This window comes from Lysinibacillus xylanilyticus (genome assembly GCF_001708185.1).
GTDB classification, from domain to species: Bacteria; Bacillota; Bacilli; order Bacillales_A; family Planococcaceae; genus Lysinibacillus; species Lysinibacillus xylanilyticus_A.
The window spans coordinates 103806-121111 of record NZ_MDDN01000012.1 but is presented as its reverse complement, the minus strand read 5'-3'; the positions used below and the strand labels follow the sequence as shown (position 1 = coordinate 121111).

The following is a 17306-nucleotide window of genomic DNA, read 5'->3' as shown; positions in this document are numbered from 1 at the left end:
CGATGAGGTAGATAGGTTCGAGGTGGAAGTGTGGTGACACATGGAGCTGACGAATACTAATCGATCGAGGACTTAACCATAATGTTTGAAACATTCAATGCACGTTTATCCAGTTTTGAAAGAACAAGAAAGTTTTTTTTAAAAAAAAGCTTGCGATTATAACAAAATGTGTTATAATAAATCTTGTCTTTAAAATAGTCTAGTGATGATGGCAAAGAGGTCACACCCGTTCCCATACCGAACACGGAAGTTAAGCTCTTTAGCGCCGATGGTAGTTGGGGGCTTCCCCCTGTGAGAGTAGGACGTCGCTAGGCTATATACTAAAATTATTCCGAAGTAGCTCAGTTGGTAGTAGCACCTGACTGTTAATCAGGTTGTCGCAGGTTCGAGTCCTGCCTTCGGAGCCATTCTTGGAGAGTTGTCCGAGTGGCCGAAGGAGCACGATTGGAAATCGTGTAGGCGGTTAACACTGTCTCAAGGGTTCAAATCCCTTACTCTCCGCCAGCACTTTAAGGATTTTTCATTCCAAACGAAGGCCCCTTGGTCAAGTGGTTAAGACACCGCCCTTTCACGGCGGTAACACGGGTTCGAATCCCGTAGGGGTCACCATTTATTCAATACCCAGATGGAGGATTAGCTCAGCTGGGAGAGCATCTGCCTTACAAGCAGAGGGTCGGCGGTTCGAGCCCGTCATCCTCCACCATTATTTAAATAAATCACCTTATTATCGCGGGGTGGAGCAGTGGTAGCTCGTCGGGCTCATAACCCGAAGGTCGTTGGTTCAAATCCGGCCCCCGCAACCAAAATGGTCCCGTGGTGTAGCGGTTAACATGCCTGCCTGTCACGCAGGAGATCGCCGGTTCGATCCCGGTCGGGACCGCCATTTTTTTAAAAATATGGGTCAGTAGCTCAGTTGGTAGAGCATTAGATTGAAGCTCTAAGTGTCGGCGGTTCGATTCCGTCCTGACCCACCATATTTTTTTGCCGGTGTAGCTCAGTTGGTAGAGCAACTGACTTGTAATCAGTAGGTCGTGGGTTCGACTCCTATCGCCGGCACCATGTATTCCCGGAGGGGTAGCGAAGTGGCTAAACGCGGCGGACTGTAAATCCGCTCCTTAGGGTTCGGCGGTTCGAATCCGTCCCCCTCCACCAGTTTTAATTTTATAGGGGCATAGTTCAACGGTAGAATAGAGGTCTCCAAAACCTTTGGTGTGGGTTCGATTCCTACTGCCCCTGCCAATTAATTTTATGGCGATTGTGGCGAAGTGGTTAACGCACCGGATTGTGGTTCCGGCATTCGTGGGTTCGATTCCCATCAGTCGCCCCATTTTCAATAAAATTAATAAATACAATATAACAATGGCGATTGTGGCGAAGTGGTTAACGCACCGGATTGTGGTTCCGGCATTCGAGGGTTCGATTCCCTTCAGTCGCCCCATTGTTGGGGTATAGCCAAGCGGTAAGGCAACGGATTTTGATTCCGTCATGCCTAGGTTCGAATCCTAGTACCCCAGCCATTTTTTGCGGAAGTAGTTCAGTGGTAGAACACCACCTTGCCAAGGTGGGGGTCGCGAGTTCGAACCTCGTCTTCCGCTCCAAATATGACGGCGGCATAGCCAAGTGGTAAGGCACAGGTCTGCAACACCTTTATCACCGGTTCAAATCCGGTTGCCGCCTCCATATTTTATTACATAATCGGATTTTCCGATTTTTTTTATCTCCATCATTATGCCGGTGTGGCGGAATTGGCAGACGCGCACGACTCAAAATCGTGTTCCTTTGGAGTGTCGGTTCGACCCCGACCACCGGTATCTAGTAAAGAATCCTTGATAGGGTTCTTTTTTATTTGTAGTAAATTTATAGATAGCATTTAAGATCCTCTCAAAATGTATTTTTTGAGAGGATTTTTTATAAGCGGCAAGACACCATAAAGAATTGTTAACCGAAAAGGATATAGCTCGCTAATCCAAGTAAAGTAGTAATATACATAGGTGAGCAAAATGTACATGCTTAAATGGAAAAATAAAAGGATAGCATTAAGTTCCCTTCAAACTTCTCCGTTTTCTAATCTTTTGTTTAAAGCTATATAGTCCTGTTTTCCAACCGTTTGATAAATAAGATTTAGAATTTTAAAACAGTCTAAATCTACTCCTTCTTTCAAATGATTTTTAACATTAATAGTAACCACATCTTCAACTTCAATAAATCTAGGTTTTCGAGGAGACAAATTGTGAGCTTTACAAAGTCTTTTTATCAGATTTTGGTAATAATCTTGTTGTTCCACTTAAACCACCTCTCTTTTATGGTATCACTTAAAATAGTAAAAATATAGGGTATACAGGTTAAATTATGAAGGGATATTTTAGGTGTGTTGATTAACCATTTTTATTAATCCTAATTAATTTGAAAGCTCTGATTTCCGCTACGGGCTACCCGCTTTGTCGCTGACGCTTACTTACCTTAGTTGATCGATTAAAACATAATACTAATAATGGTAAATTTAATTTTTTTGATAAAAACAATGATAAAATATGTAAAAAAAGGTATTTTATTATATAGTGATTGATGTTGAGGAGGAGTGGCTATGAAAAATTTGTTTTATTTAATGTTCATTGTGATGATTATAGCTGGTTGTAACGGAATACCTTCATCACATTCCGATTCTTTTGGAAACCCAGTGGGGCGAGTTATTGTAGATGATGAAGGTTACATGATGCAGATTGGCGACTTCGAATTGAAAGATGATGACGTTACAATTCGAAGTCTTAATTCACCTGATAAATATGGCTTAGCAGAAGAATTTGAAACATTAACTGTTGAAAAGGGAGATAAAATAAAAATTGAAATTGATCAAAACCCACCTTCAATAATTGTAAATCAGGAGAATGAAGATGGTACAATTGATAATATTGAAATTCAAAAGAACGAAATAACCCTTCCAACGGAAAAAGGATATTATATTTACGAAGTTATTGCAAAATGGAATGAAGGAAAATCAACTTTTGTTTTCGATTTGAATATAGAATAAAAAAATTCGAATTACTGAAGTATGGCTTAATTTTAAAGATTGGAATGGAGGCTGGTCGACTCCTTGGGGAACATCGGACGTCCCAGGAAGCTCTGCTCTGTGCGAAAGCGAAGCGACAGCAATAAAGCGCCCCAGTCGGAACGGAAATCAATCACACGTTATGGTGATGAGCCAGTTTTAGTATACTTTTAAAATTTAGGTTGATGATAATACATGAATTCCTACATTTCTTTAAGATAAGGGATGTAAGTTACATTTACAATGCATAGAGAGGGTAAGAACATGAACAGACATTATTTTATTGCAGTTCCACTTCCTTCAGATATTAAAGCAGTTCTTCATGCGAGATGTGAAAAAATGAAAACGGATTTTCATTTTAAACGATGGGTTCACCGGGAAGATTATCACATCACATTGGCTTTTTTAGGTCATGCGGATGAAGGGCAATTACAAACTGTAGTGGATGAAACGAGGAAAAATCTGATGAATGTTTCTCCGTTCGAATTAAAAATTCAAGGATTCAATACTTTTGGAAGAAGAGAATATCCAAGAATTTTATGGGGGGATCTGCTCGAATCTGAGCAATTAAGTTTTGTAAGAGACATAGTATACCGTGATTGTATTAAAGCTGGATTTGAATTAGATATGAAGCCTTTTACACCACATATAACTGTTGCGAGAAAATGGGATGAGGCATTCGGTAAATTTCTATTCGAAGAATTGCTAAAAGAAGAGTTTCAGCTTCCTCAATTTCCAGTGAAAGAAGTGATTTTGTACGAATCGAGGGTAGAAGAAACCCCGAAATATTATAAAAAGGCAGTTATTCACTTATATGACCAGTAAATTTGTAAATGTATAAAGTGGTTGGTTGCATAATGTACAGACAAAGGAAAAAAGCCTACTACTATAATAATGATGAATATTAGATCAGCTCGTAAACCAAAAGAGAAACGGTTTACGAGCTTTTTTGATCAATTATGCTTCTGCATAATTACGTCTGGAATCGGCTTTGTGCTTAGGCCTGCGTGATGCAGGAGTTAGCCGTTATCGCATGGATGCGATGATTTTAGGCTAACATCCTTTATGAACTCTTTTCCGATTCCGTGACATCCGCCGGAAGCTTTAACTTCTTTCAGCTAGTATTTGTATACGCAATGAAAAGTAGATTAAATCCGCATTTATCTCACCACTATAGAAGTGGGGGATTTCTGCTGACGCTTCGCTTTCCCTACATAAAACATTTGTAACTGCCGTTTCACTTACGTTACATAAAACAATTGTAGCTGACGCTTCGCTTTCGCTACATAAAACATTTGCTGAAAGAAGTTAAAAAGATCTCATTTTTAATAATTAGTTCATCTTCCGTTCATTTAAGAATTTTATGATAAGGATGTAAAAAGGAATGGAGGAGTTCAATATGAATCTTGCATGGAAAGAAATTAAGAAAAATAAAGTAAGGTTTTTAATATTAGGTTCAATTGTTTTTCTTGTTAGTTTTTTAACATTTATTATTTCTGGTTTGGCGAATGGATTGTCACAAGATAATGCCGCCCTAATTAAGGATTTGCCGCAAGGACAATTTTATATGAATGAAGATGCAGATCAAACTTATAATCTGTCAAAAATAGATAGCAGTACACAAAACGAAATATTGAGCAAAGAAAAAGATGCAGTAGCGTTTTCATTACAAATGGGCTTTTTGAATGATAAGGACAATAAGCAGCAAAGTGTTGCCTTTGTTACATCTACTGAGTCAGATTTATTTGAAAATGTGAAACATGAGGAAGTCATTTTAGACAGCTCAATGAAAGATAAAGGAATTAAAGTAGGAGATACATTAACGAATAATCAATTTAGTGGCAAGTTTGTAGTAAAGGGATTTGTCGATCAAAAGAAATATAGTCATGCACCTGTTGCCTATATTAATGAAGAGGATTATAAAGAAATTTACCGTGTTGATGAAATGCAGATGATTTTCGTACCAGACGGGGATTCTTCAAAAGAATTTGCTGGATTAGAATCATTTTCAAATAAAGCGTTTCTTAATACAATTCCAAGCTATAATGCAGAACAAATGTCTTTAAATATGATTGTTTGGTTTTTAGTAGTTATTAGTGGGATGCTGTTTGCTATCTTCTTCTATATGATGAACGTTCAAAAAATTGGCTTATACGGAATTTTAAAAGCTATTGGTTTGAAAACAAGTAAGATATTCCAATTGATATGGACACAGATGGCCATCATTACAGTTATTTCACTTATTTTGTCTGTAACCTTTAGCCAAGCATTTAATATGGTAGCGCCACAAGGGATGCCTTTCACTTTAACAATCGCGACAACGACGCAATTGTCGATAGTATTCCTAATTATTGGATTTATTGGGGCTACAATTTCAGGACTTCAAATTAGAAAAATTGAACCATTACAAGCGATACAGCAAGGAGAGGCTTAATATGACTTTATTTACAATTGATGAGGTTAGAAAAACGTTTACTAATGGCGAAGTAAAAGAAGAAATATTAAAAGGCATAAACCTTTCTCTAAAAGAAGGAGAAATCATAGCATTGGTAGGTGCATCGGGCTCTGGTAAAAGTACGCTTCTAACAATAGCTGCCGGACTTCAGCCTGCATCAGATGGGCAAGTTATATTTGAAGATAACAATTTAACTTCAATGAGCTCTGAAGAAGTTCGAAAAGTACGAGCAAGTAAATTTGGATTTGTCTTTCAGTTCGCACACCTTGTACCTTTTCTTACAGTTGAGGAACAATTACTGTTAATGCTAGATGTTTCTGAATCCAAGTTAAAGAAGTCTGAACAAAAAAATGAAGTCGATCGAATACTAAAATTAGTAGGGATGGACCATCGGAAAGATTCTTATCCTTCTTCATTATCAGGTGGAGAAAAGCAACGTGTAGCCATTGCCCGGGCAATTATTCATAAACCGAAAGTTCTGTTCGCAGATGAACCAACGGCAAGTTTGGATTCTAAAAGATCAAAAGAGGTTATGTTATTAATTAGAGAATTGACTAAAACCTTAAACATTACTACTTTAATGGTGACACATGATGAAGAGATGCTTGCATATACGGATCGTATTATTAAAATGAGCGATGGTGTCATTTTGCAAGATGCCCTTTAGTTCGGGAACATAAAATTTTAGAGAGCCACAACCATAATTATGATGGTTGTGGTATTTTTTTTGATTAAATAACGGCATTAGATGAATGACAGGGATATTTTTAAGAAGCTTAGTGTTAAAGTTACCAAACCATTTAACGAATACAGCATATTGTAGAAGAAAAGGGGATGTGATTTTATGGCGTTTGTCATTGCATTAATAATTGTATTAGTAGGATTAATAGCGGCATTCCAATTAAGCGAAGAAAAGACGGAGAAAGGCAAATATATTATTTGGGGTACCATCACGATGATTGCATTTGCCCCATCTTTATCTTTTTTAATTGGCGTAACGTATGCAATGACGGTTAGAAATGGTTGGGCAACATCGATTATGATGCTTTTATTCCCAATGATTTTTGTCATAGGGCTTATTATATTACTCTTAGGAATTTATAAGAAGCATGAAGAAGATCGCTAACTGTCACTTAAGGAGTTAATTAATTTTGTGTTTTAGTTATCTTTTATATAAAGGTAAAAAGCCGCGAGACTCCTGCGAATTGTATTTACGAGGAAGTGTATATGAAAAATGAAGGAAGGAGCAACACGCCTTGTTGGCTGACGCTTCGCTTTCGCACATAAAAACCCTTGTTGCTGACGCTTCGCTTTCGCACAAAACACATATATTGCCCTGATCGGGTAGAATGCATAGCGGTTTTTTACCACTTAGGAAGACGGCCTTTCTGAAATGTTATGTTAATCGAGCTTTTCGGCTTACTTTACAGTCCATTCTCATTAATGCCCTATGTAAAGAAGGAGATAACATCCATTGTTTTACGTATTGGCATTGAACAAAATAAGGCTTATTTTTGTATATGCCTGCAATAGTGATTTTTACATATAGGAGATGGCTCCAGCCTCGCCGTCGAGGAGTTTCAAAAACAGTCGGTGCTTACATTAATAAAAGGCGGGGTAATTTCAGGAGTCCAAAATACTGTTAAAGCAACAGATGGCACTGTCCAAGCAGGTGGTGTTAATTATAATAATGTTATTGTTTTAGCAGAAACGTCCGTTTACAGTGATGGAGTATGGACATATTACTTTGTAGATGGTATCGGTCTAGTTAAGGAGCTTTACAACGATGTTGTTATCTTTGAACTGGTTGATCGTACAGCCAATTAAATGTTAGCCATAGGAAAAGCAAGTCTCCTGTAACGAGGAGGCTTGCTTTTTGTCATGAAGTATCTAATCTAACGAAATATGAAAAAAACGCTGAAGTGCTTGTAGCCATTCCTTTTCGTTATGTGTTGTATAGGTTGTTAGGGAGTGTCCCTCGTATATTCGGAATTCGCCGTTAAGCATTGTATGTCGACCACGAGGGGTACGAATCATAGCGATTTTATTTTGTTGTTTAGAAAGTCTTGGAGCAAACTTTGCATCGTTAGCCTCATCAAAAAAACTATAGAGTAAACGCCAATTGTGTTGTGTTTGTTCGTACAGCATCCAGCCGTTCGCATCATCTCGTTCAATTTTATAAAGTTCATTGCCTTCACGGTGGAAATGCCCAGCAATGAGTGGAACTGGCTTACAAGGAGCTAATGCACCTACACCAACATCGGAAATATAGGATTGGTCAGCAAAATTAACAAGCAAGAGCTGATGCATTGGGACATCTTTGGTAGGAGTATCTGCTTCAATGTTGCGCCAAAACTGTGCGTAGCGATTGGTCACAGAAAATCCGAGTTCACGAAGTAGCCAGCTAAATAAAATATTTAGCTCAAAGCAATTGCCTCCACGTTTGTGAACAATTATTTTTTGAAAAATATCAGGAATTGAGAAGGAGATGTCTTGTTTCAAGGCAACATCCAAGTTTTCATACGGGATGGTGTATAAATGTCTTGTTTGTAATTGACCAAGTAGTTTAATAGACGGCTCAGTTAAAGGTCCTTGAAAAAGAAGGTGTTTCAAATATTGCTGTATTTGTGAATTCATTAAATCGCCTCACTTCCTTATTAAATAACATAACCGAAATGGCTTGGGAATACACGTATAATATTCAAAAAGAAAATAATAGAAAAATAGGTGGATAACTAGTAAAATTAAAGTGTTAGCTACTATTTAGTGAACTATTTACCAATTTAGTTAATAATAAAGATTACAAGGTAGGTATATATATGACTATGACAACTAAAATGACATGGATAGAAGTAAATTCTTACGATGAAATGAGCGAAGTAGCAGCGGATATTTTCACTAAGCAATTACAAGTGAAGTCGGCAAGTATTTTAGGATTAGCAACGGGTGGTTCTCCTGTTGGGATGTATAAGGAATTAGTGAAACGCCAACAAGCTGGAACTATATCTTTTAGCGACGTTATTACTTTTAACTTAGACGAATATGTTGGTCTCGATCAATCAAGTCCAGCAAGCTATTGGACATTCATGCATGAGAATTTATTCAATCATGTGGATATTAAGGAAGAAAATATACATTTACCAAATGGTAAGGCTGAGGAGTTAGATACTGAGTGTGTAGCATACGATGCTCGCATCAAGGAAGCGGGAGGAATTGATTTACAGCTTCTGGGTATTGGCGTAAACGGACATATTGGCTTTAATGAACCGGGCACACCTTTTGATTCACTAACTAATATTGTAGAGCTAACTGAATCTACACGCACTGAAAATGCAATTTATTTTGATGACTTTAAAGATGTACCAACACATGCTATTACAATGGGCATTCACTCTATTATGAATGCGAAAGAAATCGTGTTGATTGCATTTGGTGAGAAGAAACTAGAAGCTATCGAAAAATTAAAAAGTGGTATTGTGACGGAAGATTTCCCAGCAAGTCAATTATTAAACCATCCAAATGTAACAGTTATATACGGCGGAACAAAATAAAAAATAAGCGTAGACTTTATATTATTTAAAGTCTACGCTTATTTATTTTGTATTTGAAGAGGCGGATAGAGTGACGGATAGGGGGCGAAAGCGTCTAGTAGAAGAGCTCTAGTGATGGATTGAAGTCAGGGCGACGGATAGAAGTATCGGAGCGACGGATAGGACCAGCGAAGTGACGGATAGAATGGCCAAAGCGACGGAAGGAATCCTCAAAGCGACGGATAGGACAGTCAAAGTTGTGGATAGGACAGGCAAAATCGTGGATAGAACAGGCAAAATCATGGATAGGGCAGGCAAAGTCGTGGATAGGACAGGCAAAGTCGTGGATAGGACAGGCAAAGTCGTGGATAGGACAGGCAAAGTCGTGGATAGGACAGGCAAAGTCGTGGATAGGACAGGCAAAATCGTGGATAGGGCAGGCAAAGTCGTGGATAGGACAGGCAAAATCATGGATAGAGCAGCTAAAGTTGTGAATAGCCCGCCAAAGAAGGAGCATTCACCCAGGAATTTAGCTGTCATAGATATTAGCTTCGCCATTAATCAATGCTACAATAGTTTCTATATGCTAGAATAAGAAAAACTTATAGGAGGGGTTAAGGTGAAAAGCACCGTACCACATTTACAAAGGGGCGACACAGTAGGTCTTGTGGCTTTATCTAGTCCAGCACAGCCTGAAAAGCTAGGAGATGCTATAGCCTTTCTTGAAGAATTAGGGCTAAACTATATAATTGGGGATACCATTCAGGCAAAGCATGATTATCTAGCAGGTAGCGACGAAGAACGTCTAGCTGATTTTCATGAAATGGTGAGAAATCCAGAGGTGAAGGCAATTTTTTGTGTTAAGGGGGGCTATGGCTCTGCACGCATTGCGGAAAAGATTGACTACGGACTACTTGAGGAAAATCCAAAAGTCTTCTGGGGCTTTTCTGATCTTACATATTTACATTGCGCGATTAACGAATATGCTAATTTAGTGACGTTTCATGGACCGTTACTTATGTCTGTGGGAAGAATAGATGATTTATCAAAGAAAATGTTTTTACAGCTATTTTCTCCAATGGAATTACAGTATACGGAGGATATTTCCCCATTAACAACGATTGTACCTGGTGTAGCTCGCGGTGAGATTATTGGTGGAAATTTACGTCGCCTCCTTAACACATTAGGTACAAAATTTGAAGTTAGTACGGAAGGTCGAATTTTATTGATTGAGGAGCTTGGAGAAACTATTCCAACTATCGATGCGATGCTGCAGCAATTAAAGCAGGCGAGAAAGCTTGAGCAGTTAGCCGGTGTTGTTATTGGTTCCTTTACGCAAACAGGAGCGGATGAAGCGGCATTACTTGCTTTAATGAAGGATTATTTTACGGATTTAGGAGTTCCGGTTGTAGCTGGCTTTAAAATTGGCCATGATTCAACGAATATTGCAATTCCATTAGGCGTAGATGCAATTTTAGATGCACAGGAAAAGGTACTGAAGATTCTGCCGGGTGTGCATTAAAAGAAGCGCTCAGCACGTAATATTGTGCTGAGCGTTTTATTTTGAATATTAATACGGCTCTGCGCCATGGCCTTTATCTATAGCTTCTTTAGGGGCTTCATCACCATCAATATTACCAAGCGGCTTAGATGAAGATGAATCATTTCGGGCTTTTTGTACTCCTTCTTTTAACAAACGACCGTATTCTTCATCTGCTTCTTCCGCTAATGCAATCATTGCTTCTTGGATGGCTATATTACAAACTGATAAATCACGAATTAAATTTTCAAGCAACTCATCTCGCTCCCACTGTTCAAAATTGCGATATGTTTCTCCAGCTTGCTTCGTATTACTTTGACGATCAATGGATTCCCGAACGAGATTGCCTTCCACTAGTGGTGTATATTCCTTAGCTGTTTGAGTAGCTTCCTTTAAACCATTTAACATCGACGGCTCATAGTTAATATGAGGATTTTGCCCTGGAGCCAAATCACGCTTGTACATCATTTGACCACCGTTTTGATTGGTTGCTACTCGTTTTTTAGGAGCATTGATAGGAAGCTGTAAATAGTTCGCACCTACACGATGACGCTGTGTATCAGAGTAAGAGAAGGTACGACCCTGTAACATTTTATCATCCGAGAAATCCAATCCGTCCACAAGCACACCTGTACCGAAAGCAGCCTGTTCAACCTCAGCAAAATAATCTTCTGGATTTTTATTTAACACCATCTTACCAACTGGATACCATGGGAATTGATCATTAGGCCAAAGCTTCGTATCATCTAGTGGATCAAAATCGAGCTCGGGATGTGGCCCATCCTCCATAATTTGTACGTTTAATTCCCATTCAGGATAATCACCGTTTTTAATCGCGTCGTATAAATCCTGTGTGGCATGATTGAAGTTTTTCTTTTGGATTTCTTCCGCTTCTTTTTGTGTTAAGTTTTTAATGCCCTGTAGTGGCTCCCAATGGTATTTTACTAATACCGCTTTACCTTCACTATTAACCCATTTATACGTATTAACACCAGAACCTTGCATCATTCGATAGTTAGCTGGAATACCCCAAGGCGAATAAACGAATGTCACCATATGGAAGGTTTCTGGAGAGCTTGCACAGAAATCAAAAAAACGTTCGACGTCTTGAATATTTGTAATGGGATCAGGCTTAAAAGCGTGAATCATATCAGGGAATTTCATGGCATCACGGATAAAGAAGGTTTTTAAATTATTGCCGACTAAATCCCAGTTACCATCCTCAGTATAGAACTTTACAGCAAAGCCTCGTGGATCACGTAATGTTTCCGGTGAATGGCCGCCGTGAATAACTGTTGAGAAGCGCACAAAAACTGGCGTCTGCTTCCCCTTATCCTGAAATACTTTTGCTCTTGTATACTTAGAAATAGGCTCATCCCCAACAACACCGTATGTCTCAAAGTAGCCATGTGCCCCCTGCACCTCGGGCATGTACAACACGCTCAGGAACTCTTTCACGGTCAAAGTGACTTATTTTCTCTATAAAATCATAGTTTTCAAGTGTTGCAGGTCCACGATTACTGACAGTTCGTATATTCTGATTGTTAGTAATAGGGTGCCCTTGTCGATTTGTCAAAGTCATGTCATGCTCGTTTGTTGAATCATGTTGTTTTGTCATTGTTTAACCCCTTTCTTTACATATATCCATTGTGTACATGTTAGTGAACAAATAGACATGAAAAAACTCTCCTTCACATGAGGTGGAAGAGAGTTAAAGAATGCTTTTATTAGGGGTTTTCATACCATAAACAATGGTCTAATAAATTGATTTTATTTTAAATTTAGTCTTTCTACCGCACCTTTTAAAAAGCTCTCCTACACACAAGATGTAAGAGAGCTATTTGGATGGCGTTTTCAAATAATTGTAAGTTGTTTGAGTATGGCCATTGCTTATAGTTGGTTATTAGTCATTGGTCATACAGTAACAGGTAACTTGTCATTGGTTTAGTTAAGTTAGCACCAAAAGCTAGTTTTGAAAACAGCACATCCAATTCAATATGAAGTCTCATCGACCCCATAAATCTATTGTATACAGTTTCAAGTGATATGAAAAGCCTTCATTTACCCCGTATTAACGGGCAATAATTTATCTGTACCGAAAGCAAAGCGTCAAGTACAAGACTCCCACCTTAAAATTTCAGCAAAAGCAAATCTTGAATTTAAACGACTAGCAAAATATTTGCTGGAAATTTCAAAAAAGAACTGGCTAATTTAGTAAAAGATGGAACTTTGATTCAACTCGATCGTATACATAGTAAGGAACATTAAATCTGAAGAGTAGGAGGGATTATATGAGTAGGAAAAATATAACTGTGATGATAGTGACATTTATTCTAGAAGTTATTATTACGTATTTTATTGCCTCATTTTTCTCTGTAAGATTCATCGAAGTAATGTTTTTTACTGGTATGGCTTTTGCTGGAGGAACGTTTTACTTTTCAAGTAGTGGTGGAGCAATGTCTAGGTTATTTGCTTCACAAGTTAGTGGGAGAACAGGTATTATTCAGAAAAGAGAACGCTTCACTTATACAATAGGTCCAGTATTTACTGCTTCATTTATCTTCTTTTTAATTGGATTAGTATTCTTTGTTCTACTTGTTTGGGGAATAATTCCGCCAAGCGAAACTTAAATTATAAACTAAAACAGGAGCTTTAATTGAATAAATCCTATAGAGACCTCTTCGTGATGAACTACACCTCAATTGTTTGACACTAACTAATGATTGGAGATGCTGTTAATGATGGGGGGTTTTTGTCTATTTGTAAAAGTAATTTTTTTGTATTACTTCGATAGCATATAAATGCTAATTTAATTATAATAGCATTTGGACTTTTAAAAAATACCAGTGTTAGTTAGTTCAATAAGCAACATAAATCCCTTAATTTTATAAAATGACGAATGATTATGGTAGTAATAAACACCTTAATTTGTAAGAATTGTAATAAGGTTATACGAAATGTTAATTTAGGGATTTTCGCGCTATAATTCTGTTTCGTTAAATCTAATAACGTACAATTATAAAGGATATGCATTTGGAGGGAATTAAGGTAATGAAGAAAGTTTTATTATTACTACTAGCCGTTATGCTAGTTGGATGTTCTGGAGAAGGAACAGAGAAGAAAAAAGAAGAAAATGTAAAAAAAGAAGAGGTCGTAAAGGAAGAGAAAGTCGTTTCTGTAAAATTTGAAGAAGTTGATTCTGAAACAAAAGCTACAGTTGAAAAGTTTGCTAAAGAATACAATGCTAGCGTTGATGCATTTAAACAGGTTCAAGAAGTAGAATTAGTGAAGATTACAGAACCAATAACTAGTGAACTAAATAAAGAGAAAGATATTTTCTCACAAATCCTATTTGATGCTGATTTTAAAAAATATGAAGGCCATTACAAATTAGTTGCTAAATATAATAAGGATAAAAAAATAATTGGCTATAATGTTTCTGTAGAAGGACTTCCAGCAAAAGAAAGAAGCGAAGAGGGAAATCAATGGGAGGAAGGAATAACTTCTGCTGTATTAGTTACTCAAGTACTAGGATTAGATTTAGATAAATTCAGTGAATCAATTAATTTAGCTGAGCAGAAGAAAAGCACTCATTCATATACGGATTCTAATTATAAGGTAACTAGTCTATTTACTGATATCGATTCAGGAAAATTTGAATTTAATTATGATTTAACAAAGTAATACAAAAAGCATCACTAAATGAGCTACATCCCCAATTGTTAAACACAATTGGGGTACAGTTCAAAAAGGATGCTTTTTTATTGCAGTATTTTACGACCTGATTAGAAGTAACGTGAATCATCGAAATTGATTTCAACACTATAATTCTTTGCATTGATAAGATTCGATAATTTATGTGCATCTTTTTCAAGTGTAATCGCACGTTCACGGTACTCATCTGGTTCATACATAGCAATTTCATAAAGCATTGTATTTTCACCATAACCCATGCGTACACTCTCTTTTTCGTGCATACTAAAATGTTTGCAAAGTTCGGCATCTGCACGAAGTTGAGTTGCGAGCTCAATCGCTTCAACTAAAGCTAGTTTTCCGCCTTTAAAGTCTACTGAGTTTTTTATATTTGCTTCATATACTAAACGATCCAATGTACGAACATCGAGACGTACTTGAGCTAATTCAGCTTCAATTACGTTCATTGCACGATTACTTGTTTTGGGTGCTTGTCCTTTTTCAATAGTTACGAAAGCGCTACGATGTAATTCGCTAACAAGCTCCTGAACTTTTTTTGATAAAATACTTTTTAGCTTAACGGCTTCTGCAAGATTAATCATGAAAACACGTCCTTTTACAATGTAGTAGATGATGCTGCGTTTGATAATAAGGCTATTTTATAATCGCCGCCATGAATTTGGTTAAACATTTTGCCAGCAGATGCAAGAAGTTCTTCCGCATTTTCTTCTGACAGTGATGGGCGAAGGTAGAAAATATGTAGAGCCTCAGTCGTTTCTTCTGAAACAGACGTACGTTTAGAATCGACAAATGGTGACCCAAATGCTCCTTCAGCATCACCGCTATAGAGGATATTTTTTAATGAATTAAAACGCCCATTTAAGCCCTCATAGCCAGTTTCCTCGTTGCCAAGTGCAATGTCTATATTCCCTTTTAGTTTAGCTGTATCATATAAGCCTACCGGAATTTCATATTGCAAGGAGAAGAAGTTATTTAAATCAACACCAGAGTGAAGCGGTGTTAAATAATTTTGCTTACTAATTCTGCGCATTAAGCTTTCTGCTGAGTGACGATAACGATTAGGATCAGCGCCAAGTTTTTTCCATAATTGTCGCCATTCTGCGATACCGTCACGTTGTGTTACAGGATTATCTTGCATTTCTAAATAGAGATTTTCCTGATACAATTGCATGCGGCCTTTAATCATTTGAGGCGATTCTGCAACGACAATTTTGGTATAATGAATAATGCCGATTTTTAGCTCGGGATGTTGTGTCAATAGAGATTGATTAATTGAAATTTCCATAAAACATCACCTACTTTGTTTATTTCAATTATTGTACCATGTAAGGAGTTGGAAATAAAATGAACATACATGACCTACAACGTGAATTTGTGGCGTATGCAATGTCCATTGGTGTAGATAAAATTGGCTTTACAACAGCAGCTCCATTTACAGAATTAAAAAATCGACTGCGCCGCCAACAAGAGCTTGGCTATCAGTCGGGCTTTGAAGAAAGCGATATTGAAAAACGTACCGAACCCCTACAATTGTTGGAGGGAGCAGAAAGTATTGTGGCGATAGCTGTAGCCTATCCGTCGCGTATGCAAAATGCACCTGTTGGCAAGAAGGGAGCAAGGCGTGGGATTTTTTGCCGCGCTTCATGGGGTGTCGATTATCATACAGCATTACGTGAGCGACTAAAATTATTATCTGCTTGGCTTGAAGCGCGAATAGAAGGTGTACGCATTGAATCAATGGTGGATACAGGTGCACTTGTGGATAGGGCAGTAGCGGAACGCGCAGGAATAGGCTGGGGCGGGAAAAACTGCTCGATTATTACGCCTGAGTTTGGTTCCTATGTCTATTTGGGAGAGCTTATTACGAATATACCCTTCGCACCTGATAAGCCTATGGAGGATGAATGTGGAGATTGCCGTTTATGTTTAGATGTTTGTCCAACAGGTGCGTTAATCGAAGGGGGACAGCTAAATTCTCAACGTTGTATAGCCTTTTTAACGCAAACGAAAGGAACATTGCCTGATGAGTTTCGTAGTCATATTGGTAATCGTTTGTATGGCTGTGATACGTGCCAGACCGTATGTCCAAAAAATAAAGGAAAGATTAACTGGATACACGAGGAATTTAAGCCTGATCCAGAGCTAGCAAAGCCACTACTAGTGCCACTTTTAACGATTTCAAATCGTGACTTTAAAGAAAAGTTTGGACATGTCTCAGGTTCATGGCGGGGGAAGAAGCCTATTCAACGCAATGCTATTTTGGCACTTGCACATTTTAAAGAGGAAGCGGCTGTACCAGATTTAGTAGCACTTCTTAAAAAGGACGAACGACCTGTTATTCGAGGAACGGCAGCGTGGGCTTTAGGTAAAATCGGCGGGGAGCAGGCACAATCTGCATTACTTGAAGCAAAAGTAAAAGAACAAGACGAGGAAGTACTCGTTGAGATTAACAAAGGTTTACAATTTTTCAGTTAAGGAAGTGTATCGTTATGCCATTGCATATCGTTTTATATCAACCAGAAATTCCAGCGAATACAGGAAATATTGCACGCACATGTGCTGGAACAAATACCTCATTACATTTAATCCGCCCTCTAGGCTTTTCTACAGACGATAAAATGCTAAAGCGTGCGGGCTTGGATTATTGGCATAGTGTTAATGTCGTGTATCATGATTCACTAGAAGATTTTTTAGAGGCATCAAAAAATGGCGACGTTTATTTAATTGAGACATATAGTGAAGAGCCATTTACGACACATGATTTTAGTGATAAAGATCGTGATATTTACTTTATGTTTGGAAAAGAAACGACTGGCCTGCCAAAGGATTTTGCGTATGAGCGTCGAGAAATGTGCTTACGCATTCCACAGAGTGACCATGTACGTTCACTTAATTTATCGAATACAGCAGCAATTGTTATTTATGAAGCGTTGCGTCAACAGGGATACCCAGGGTTAAATTAAAAAGAGGCTGAGACATAACTGGTCAAAACCTCAAAAGCGCGGGAAATCAATTTAGAAA

The 17306-nt window shown here is 38.0% G+C and carries 17 protein-coding genes, 16 tRNA genes, 1 rRNA gene and 1 pseudogene; 30 read left to right on the top strand and 5 right to left on the bottom strand.

The features are described from left to right. Positions 1 to 198: 198 nt before the first annotated feature. The 17 genes from rrf (at position 199) to BFJ97_RS18125 (ending at position 1811) form a co-directional block, all read left to right on the top strand. Positions 199 to 314, top strand: a 5S ribosomal RNA gene (gene rrf / locus BFJ97_RS18205). A 16-nt stretch (positions 315 to 330) separates the two neighbouring features. Beyond that, positions 331 to 407, top strand: a tRNA-Asn gene (locus BFJ97_RS18200). 5 nt (positions 408 to 412) lie between these two features. Continuing rightward, positions 413 to 504 (top strand) — tRNA-Ser (locus BFJ97_RS18195). Positions 505 to 534: 30 nt separating this feature from the next. After that, positions 535 to 609: transfer RNA gene (locus BFJ97_RS18190), tRNA-Glu, on the top strand. An 18-nt stretch (positions 610 to 627) separates the two neighbouring features. After that, positions 628 to 703, top strand: a tRNA-Val gene (locus BFJ97_RS18185). Between the two features lie 25 nt (positions 704 to 728). After that, positions 729 to 803: transfer RNA gene (locus BFJ97_RS18180), tRNA-Met, on the top strand. 4 nt (positions 804 to 807) lie between these two features. Beyond that, positions 808 to 883: transfer RNA gene (locus BFJ97_RS18175), tRNA-Asp, on the top strand. Between the two features lie 15 nt (positions 884 to 898). Next, a tRNA-Phe gene (locus tag BFJ97_RS18170) sits at positions 899 to 974 on the top strand. Between the two features lie 9 nt (positions 975 to 983). Next, positions 984 to 1059 (top strand) — tRNA-Thr (locus tag BFJ97_RS18165). 9 nt (positions 1060 to 1068) lie between these two features. Then, positions 1069 to 1152 (top strand) — tRNA-Tyr (locus BFJ97_RS18160). Positions 1153 to 1165: 13 nt separating this feature from the next. Next, a tRNA-Trp gene (locus tag BFJ97_RS18155) sits at positions 1166 to 1239 on the top strand. Between the two features lie 12 nt (positions 1240 to 1251). Next, positions 1252 to 1327, top strand: a tRNA-His gene (locus BFJ97_RS18150). A gap of 35 nt (positions 1328 to 1362) precedes the next feature. Then, positions 1363 to 1438: transfer RNA gene (locus BFJ97_RS18145), tRNA-His, on the top strand. A 4-nt stretch (positions 1439 to 1442) separates the two neighbouring features. Further along, positions 1443 to 1517: transfer RNA gene (locus BFJ97_RS18140), tRNA-Gln, on the top strand. A gap of 6 nt (positions 1518 to 1523) precedes the next feature. Then, a tRNA-Gly gene (locus tag BFJ97_RS18135) sits at positions 1524 to 1598 on the top strand. An 8-nt stretch (positions 1599 to 1606) separates the two neighbouring features. Continuing rightward, a tRNA-Cys gene (locus tag BFJ97_RS18130) sits at positions 1607 to 1680 on the top strand. Between the two features lie 50 nt (positions 1681 to 1730). After that, positions 1731 to 1811 (top strand) — tRNA-Leu (locus tag BFJ97_RS18125). A gap of 236 nt (positions 1812 to 2047) precedes the next feature. Here BFJ97_RS18125 and BFJ97_RS18120 read toward each other — a convergent pair. Further along, on the bottom strand, positions 2048 to 2284 hold the full coding sequence (locus tag BFJ97_RS18120; protein ID WP_068986068.1) for a hypothetical protein: 237 nt from the start codon (positions 2282 to 2284) through the stop codon (positions 2048 to 2050). Positions 2285 to 2584: 300 nt separating this feature from the next. Between BFJ97_RS18120 and BFJ97_RS18115 the strand changes: the two genes are divergently transcribed. The 6 genes from BFJ97_RS18115 (at position 2585) to BFJ97_RS18090 (ending at position 7328) form a co-directional block, all read left to right on the top strand. Continuing rightward, entirely contained in the window at positions 2585 to 3028 is a 444-nt protein-coding gene (locus tag BFJ97_RS18115; RefSeq protein ID WP_068986067.1) for a hypothetical protein, read from the top strand. 282 nt (positions 3029 to 3310) lie between these two features. Further along, positions 3311 to 3871: an RNA 2',3'-cyclic phosphodiesterase gene (thpR, locus tag BFJ97_RS18110; RefSeq protein ID WP_068986066.1), complete on the top strand. Its 561-nt coding sequence runs from the start codon at positions 3311 to 3313 to the stop codon at positions 3869 to 3871. 574 nt (positions 3872 to 4445) lie between these two features. Then, a complete protein-coding gene (locus BFJ97_RS18105) occupies positions 4446 to 5480 on the top strand; it encodes an ABC transporter permease (RefSeq protein ID WP_068986065.1) in 1035 nt (344 codons plus the stop codon). A gap of 1 nt (position 5481) precedes the next feature. Continuing rightward, positions 5482 to 6168 carry an ABC transporter ATP-binding protein gene (locus tag BFJ97_RS18100; RefSeq protein WP_068986064.1) on the top strand — a complete coding sequence of 229 codons (687 nt, stop codon included), beginning with the start codon at positions 5482 to 5484 and terminating at the stop codon, positions 6166 to 6168. 177 nt (positions 6169 to 6345) lie between these two features. Further along, entirely contained in the window at positions 6346 to 6627 is a 282-nt protein-coding gene (locus BFJ97_RS18095) for a hypothetical protein (RefSeq protein ID WP_068986063.1), read from the top strand. Between the two features lie 467 nt (positions 6628 to 7094). After that, complete coding sequence (locus BFJ97_RS18090) at positions 7095 to 7328, top strand: hypothetical protein (RefSeq protein WP_068986062.1); 234 nt, start codon at positions 7095 to 7097, stop codon at positions 7326 to 7328. Positions 7329 to 7391: 63 nt separating this feature from the next. On the opposite strand, the gene BFJ97_RS18085 is transcribed toward BFJ97_RS18090, so the two are convergent. Continuing rightward, on the bottom strand, positions 7392 to 8138 hold the full coding sequence (locus BFJ97_RS18085) for an arylamine N-acetyltransferase family protein (protein ID WP_068986061.1): 747 nt from the start codon (positions 8136 to 8138) through the stop codon (positions 7392 to 7394). Positions 8139 to 8338: 200 nt separating this feature from the next. Here BFJ97_RS18085 and nagB point away from each other — a divergent pair, with 200 nt between their 5' ends. From nagB to BFJ97_RS18070, 3 genes are all read left to right on the top strand, one after another. Then, positions 8339 to 9052, top strand: coding sequence for a glucosamine-6-phosphate deaminase (gene nagB, locus BFJ97_RS18080; RefSeq protein ID WP_083227094.1), 714 nt, complete (start codon positions 8339 to 8341; stop codon positions 9050 to 9052). 184 nt (positions 9053 to 9236) lie between these two features. Next, a complete protein-coding gene (locus BFJ97_RS25850; protein ID WP_068986059.1) occupies positions 9237 to 9626 on the top strand; it encodes a DUF3659 domain-containing protein in 390 nt (129 codons plus the stop codon). A 24-nt stretch (positions 9627 to 9650) separates the two neighbouring features. Beyond that, the gene (locus BFJ97_RS18070; RefSeq protein WP_068986058.1) at positions 9651 to 10553 is read left to right on the top strand and encodes a S66 peptidase family protein; all 903 of its coding nucleotides are present in this window, start codon (positions 9651 to 9653) and stop codon (positions 10551 to 10553) included. Positions 10554 to 10601: 48 nt separating this feature from the next. Here the strand turns inward: BFJ97_RS18070 and BFJ97_RS18065 are convergent. Continuing rightward, a pseudogene (locus BFJ97_RS18065) lies at positions 10602 to 12189 on the bottom strand (catalase). Positions 12190 to 12862: 673 nt separating this feature from the next. On the opposite strand from BFJ97_RS18065, the gene BFJ97_RS18060 reads away from it, so the two are divergent. Together BFJ97_RS18060 and BFJ97_RS18055 are read left to right on the top strand one after the other, a co-directional pair. Then, complete coding sequence (locus tag BFJ97_RS18060; RefSeq protein WP_068986057.1) at positions 12863 to 13201, top strand: hypothetical protein; 339 nt, start codon at positions 12863 to 12865, stop codon at positions 13199 to 13201. Between the two features lie 421 nt (positions 13202 to 13622). Beyond that, positions 13623 to 14255: a hypothetical protein gene (locus BFJ97_RS18055; RefSeq protein ID WP_068986056.1), complete on the top strand. Its 633-nt coding sequence runs from the start codon at positions 13623 to 13625 to the stop codon at positions 14253 to 14255. A 101-nt stretch (positions 14256 to 14356) separates the two neighbouring features. Here the strand turns inward: BFJ97_RS18055 and BFJ97_RS18050 are convergent, their stop codons facing one another. Both BFJ97_RS18050 and BFJ97_RS18045 read right to left on the bottom strand, forming a co-directional pair. After that, positions 14357 to 14866, bottom strand: a complete 510-nt coding sequence (locus BFJ97_RS18050) for a hypothetical protein (protein ID WP_068986055.1) — start codon at positions 14864 to 14866, stop codon at positions 14357 to 14359. A 14-nt stretch (positions 14867 to 14880) separates the two neighbouring features. Continuing rightward, the gene (locus BFJ97_RS18045; protein WP_068986054.1) at positions 14881 to 15570 is read right to left on the bottom strand and encodes a B3/B4 domain-containing protein; all 690 of its coding nucleotides are present in this window, start codon (positions 15568 to 15570) and stop codon (positions 14881 to 14883) included. Positions 15571 to 15629: 59 nt separating this feature from the next. Between BFJ97_RS18045 and queG the strand changes: the two genes are divergently transcribed. Both queG and trmL read left to right on the top strand, forming a co-directional pair. Beyond that, a complete protein-coding gene (gene queG / locus BFJ97_RS18040) occupies positions 15630 to 16760 on the top strand; it encodes a tRNA epoxyqueuosine(34) reductase QueG (RefSeq protein WP_068986053.1) in 1131 nt (376 codons plus the stop codon). Positions 16761 to 16774: 14 nt separating this feature from the next. Then, complete coding sequence (trmL, locus tag BFJ97_RS18035; RefSeq protein WP_068986052.1) at positions 16775 to 17248, top strand: tRNA (uridine(34)/cytosine(34)/5-carboxymethylaminomethyluridine(34)-2'-O)-methyltransferase TrmL; 474 nt, start codon at positions 16775 to 16777, stop codon at positions 17246 to 17248. Positions 17249 to 17306: the final 58 nt, after the last annotated feature.

What these genes read in the sequence shown, in the direction of transcription:
- BFJ97_RS18060 (WP_068986057.1), top strand. Translation starts at nt 12,863, where the DNA reads ATGAGTAGGAAAAATATAACTGTGATGATAGTGACATTTATTCTAGAA.
- BFJ97_RS18095 (WP_068986063.1), top strand. Translation starts at nt 6,346, where the DNA reads ATGGCGTTTGTCATTGCATTAATAATTGTATTAGTAGGATTAATAGCG.
- BFJ97_RS18085 (WP_068986061.1), bottom strand. Translation starts at nt 8,138, where the DNA reads ATGAATTCACAAATACAGCAATATTTGAAACACCTTCTTTTTCAAGGA.
- queG (WP_068986053.1), top strand. Translation starts at nt 15,630, where the DNA reads ATGAACATACATGACCTACAACGTGAATTTGTGGCGTATGCAATGTCC.
- nagB (WP_083227094.1), top strand. Translation starts at nt 8,339, where the DNA reads ATGACATGGATAGAAGTAAATTCTTACGATGAAATGAGCGAAGTAGCA.
- BFJ97_RS18045 (WP_068986054.1), bottom strand. Translation starts at nt 15,570, where the DNA reads ATGGAAATTTCAATTAATCAATCTCTATTGACACAACATCCCGAGCTA.
- thpR (WP_068986066.1), top strand. Translation starts at nt 3,311, where the DNA reads ATGAACAGACATTATTTTATTGCAGTTCCACTTCCTTCAGATATTAAA.
- BFJ97_RS18105 (WP_068986065.1), top strand. Translation starts at nt 4,446, where the DNA reads ATGAATCTTGCATGGAAAGAAATTAAGAAAAATAAAGTAAGGTTTTTA.
- trmL (WP_068986052.1), top strand. Translation starts at nt 16,775, where the DNA reads ATGCCATTGCATATCGTTTTATATCAACCAGAAATTCCAGCGAATACA.
- BFJ97_RS18055 (WP_068986056.1), top strand. Translation starts at nt 13,623, where the DNA reads ATGAAGAAAGTTTTATTATTACTACTAGCCGTTATGCTAGTTGGATGT.
- BFJ97_RS18115 (WP_068986067.1), top strand. Translation starts at nt 2,585, where the DNA reads ATGAAAAATTTGTTTTATTTAATGTTCATTGTGATGATTATAGCTGGT.
- BFJ97_RS25850 (WP_068986059.1), top strand. Translation starts at nt 9,237, where the DNA reads ATGGCCAAAGCGACGGAAGGAATCCTCAAAGCGACGGATAGGACAGTC.
- BFJ97_RS18050 (WP_068986055.1), bottom strand. Translation starts at nt 14,866, where the DNA reads ATGATTAATCTTGCAGAAGCCGTTAAGCTAAAAAGTATTTTATCAAAA.
- BFJ97_RS18100 (WP_068986064.1), top strand. Translation starts at nt 5,482, where the DNA reads ATGACTTTATTTACAATTGATGAGGTTAGAAAAACGTTTACTAATGGC.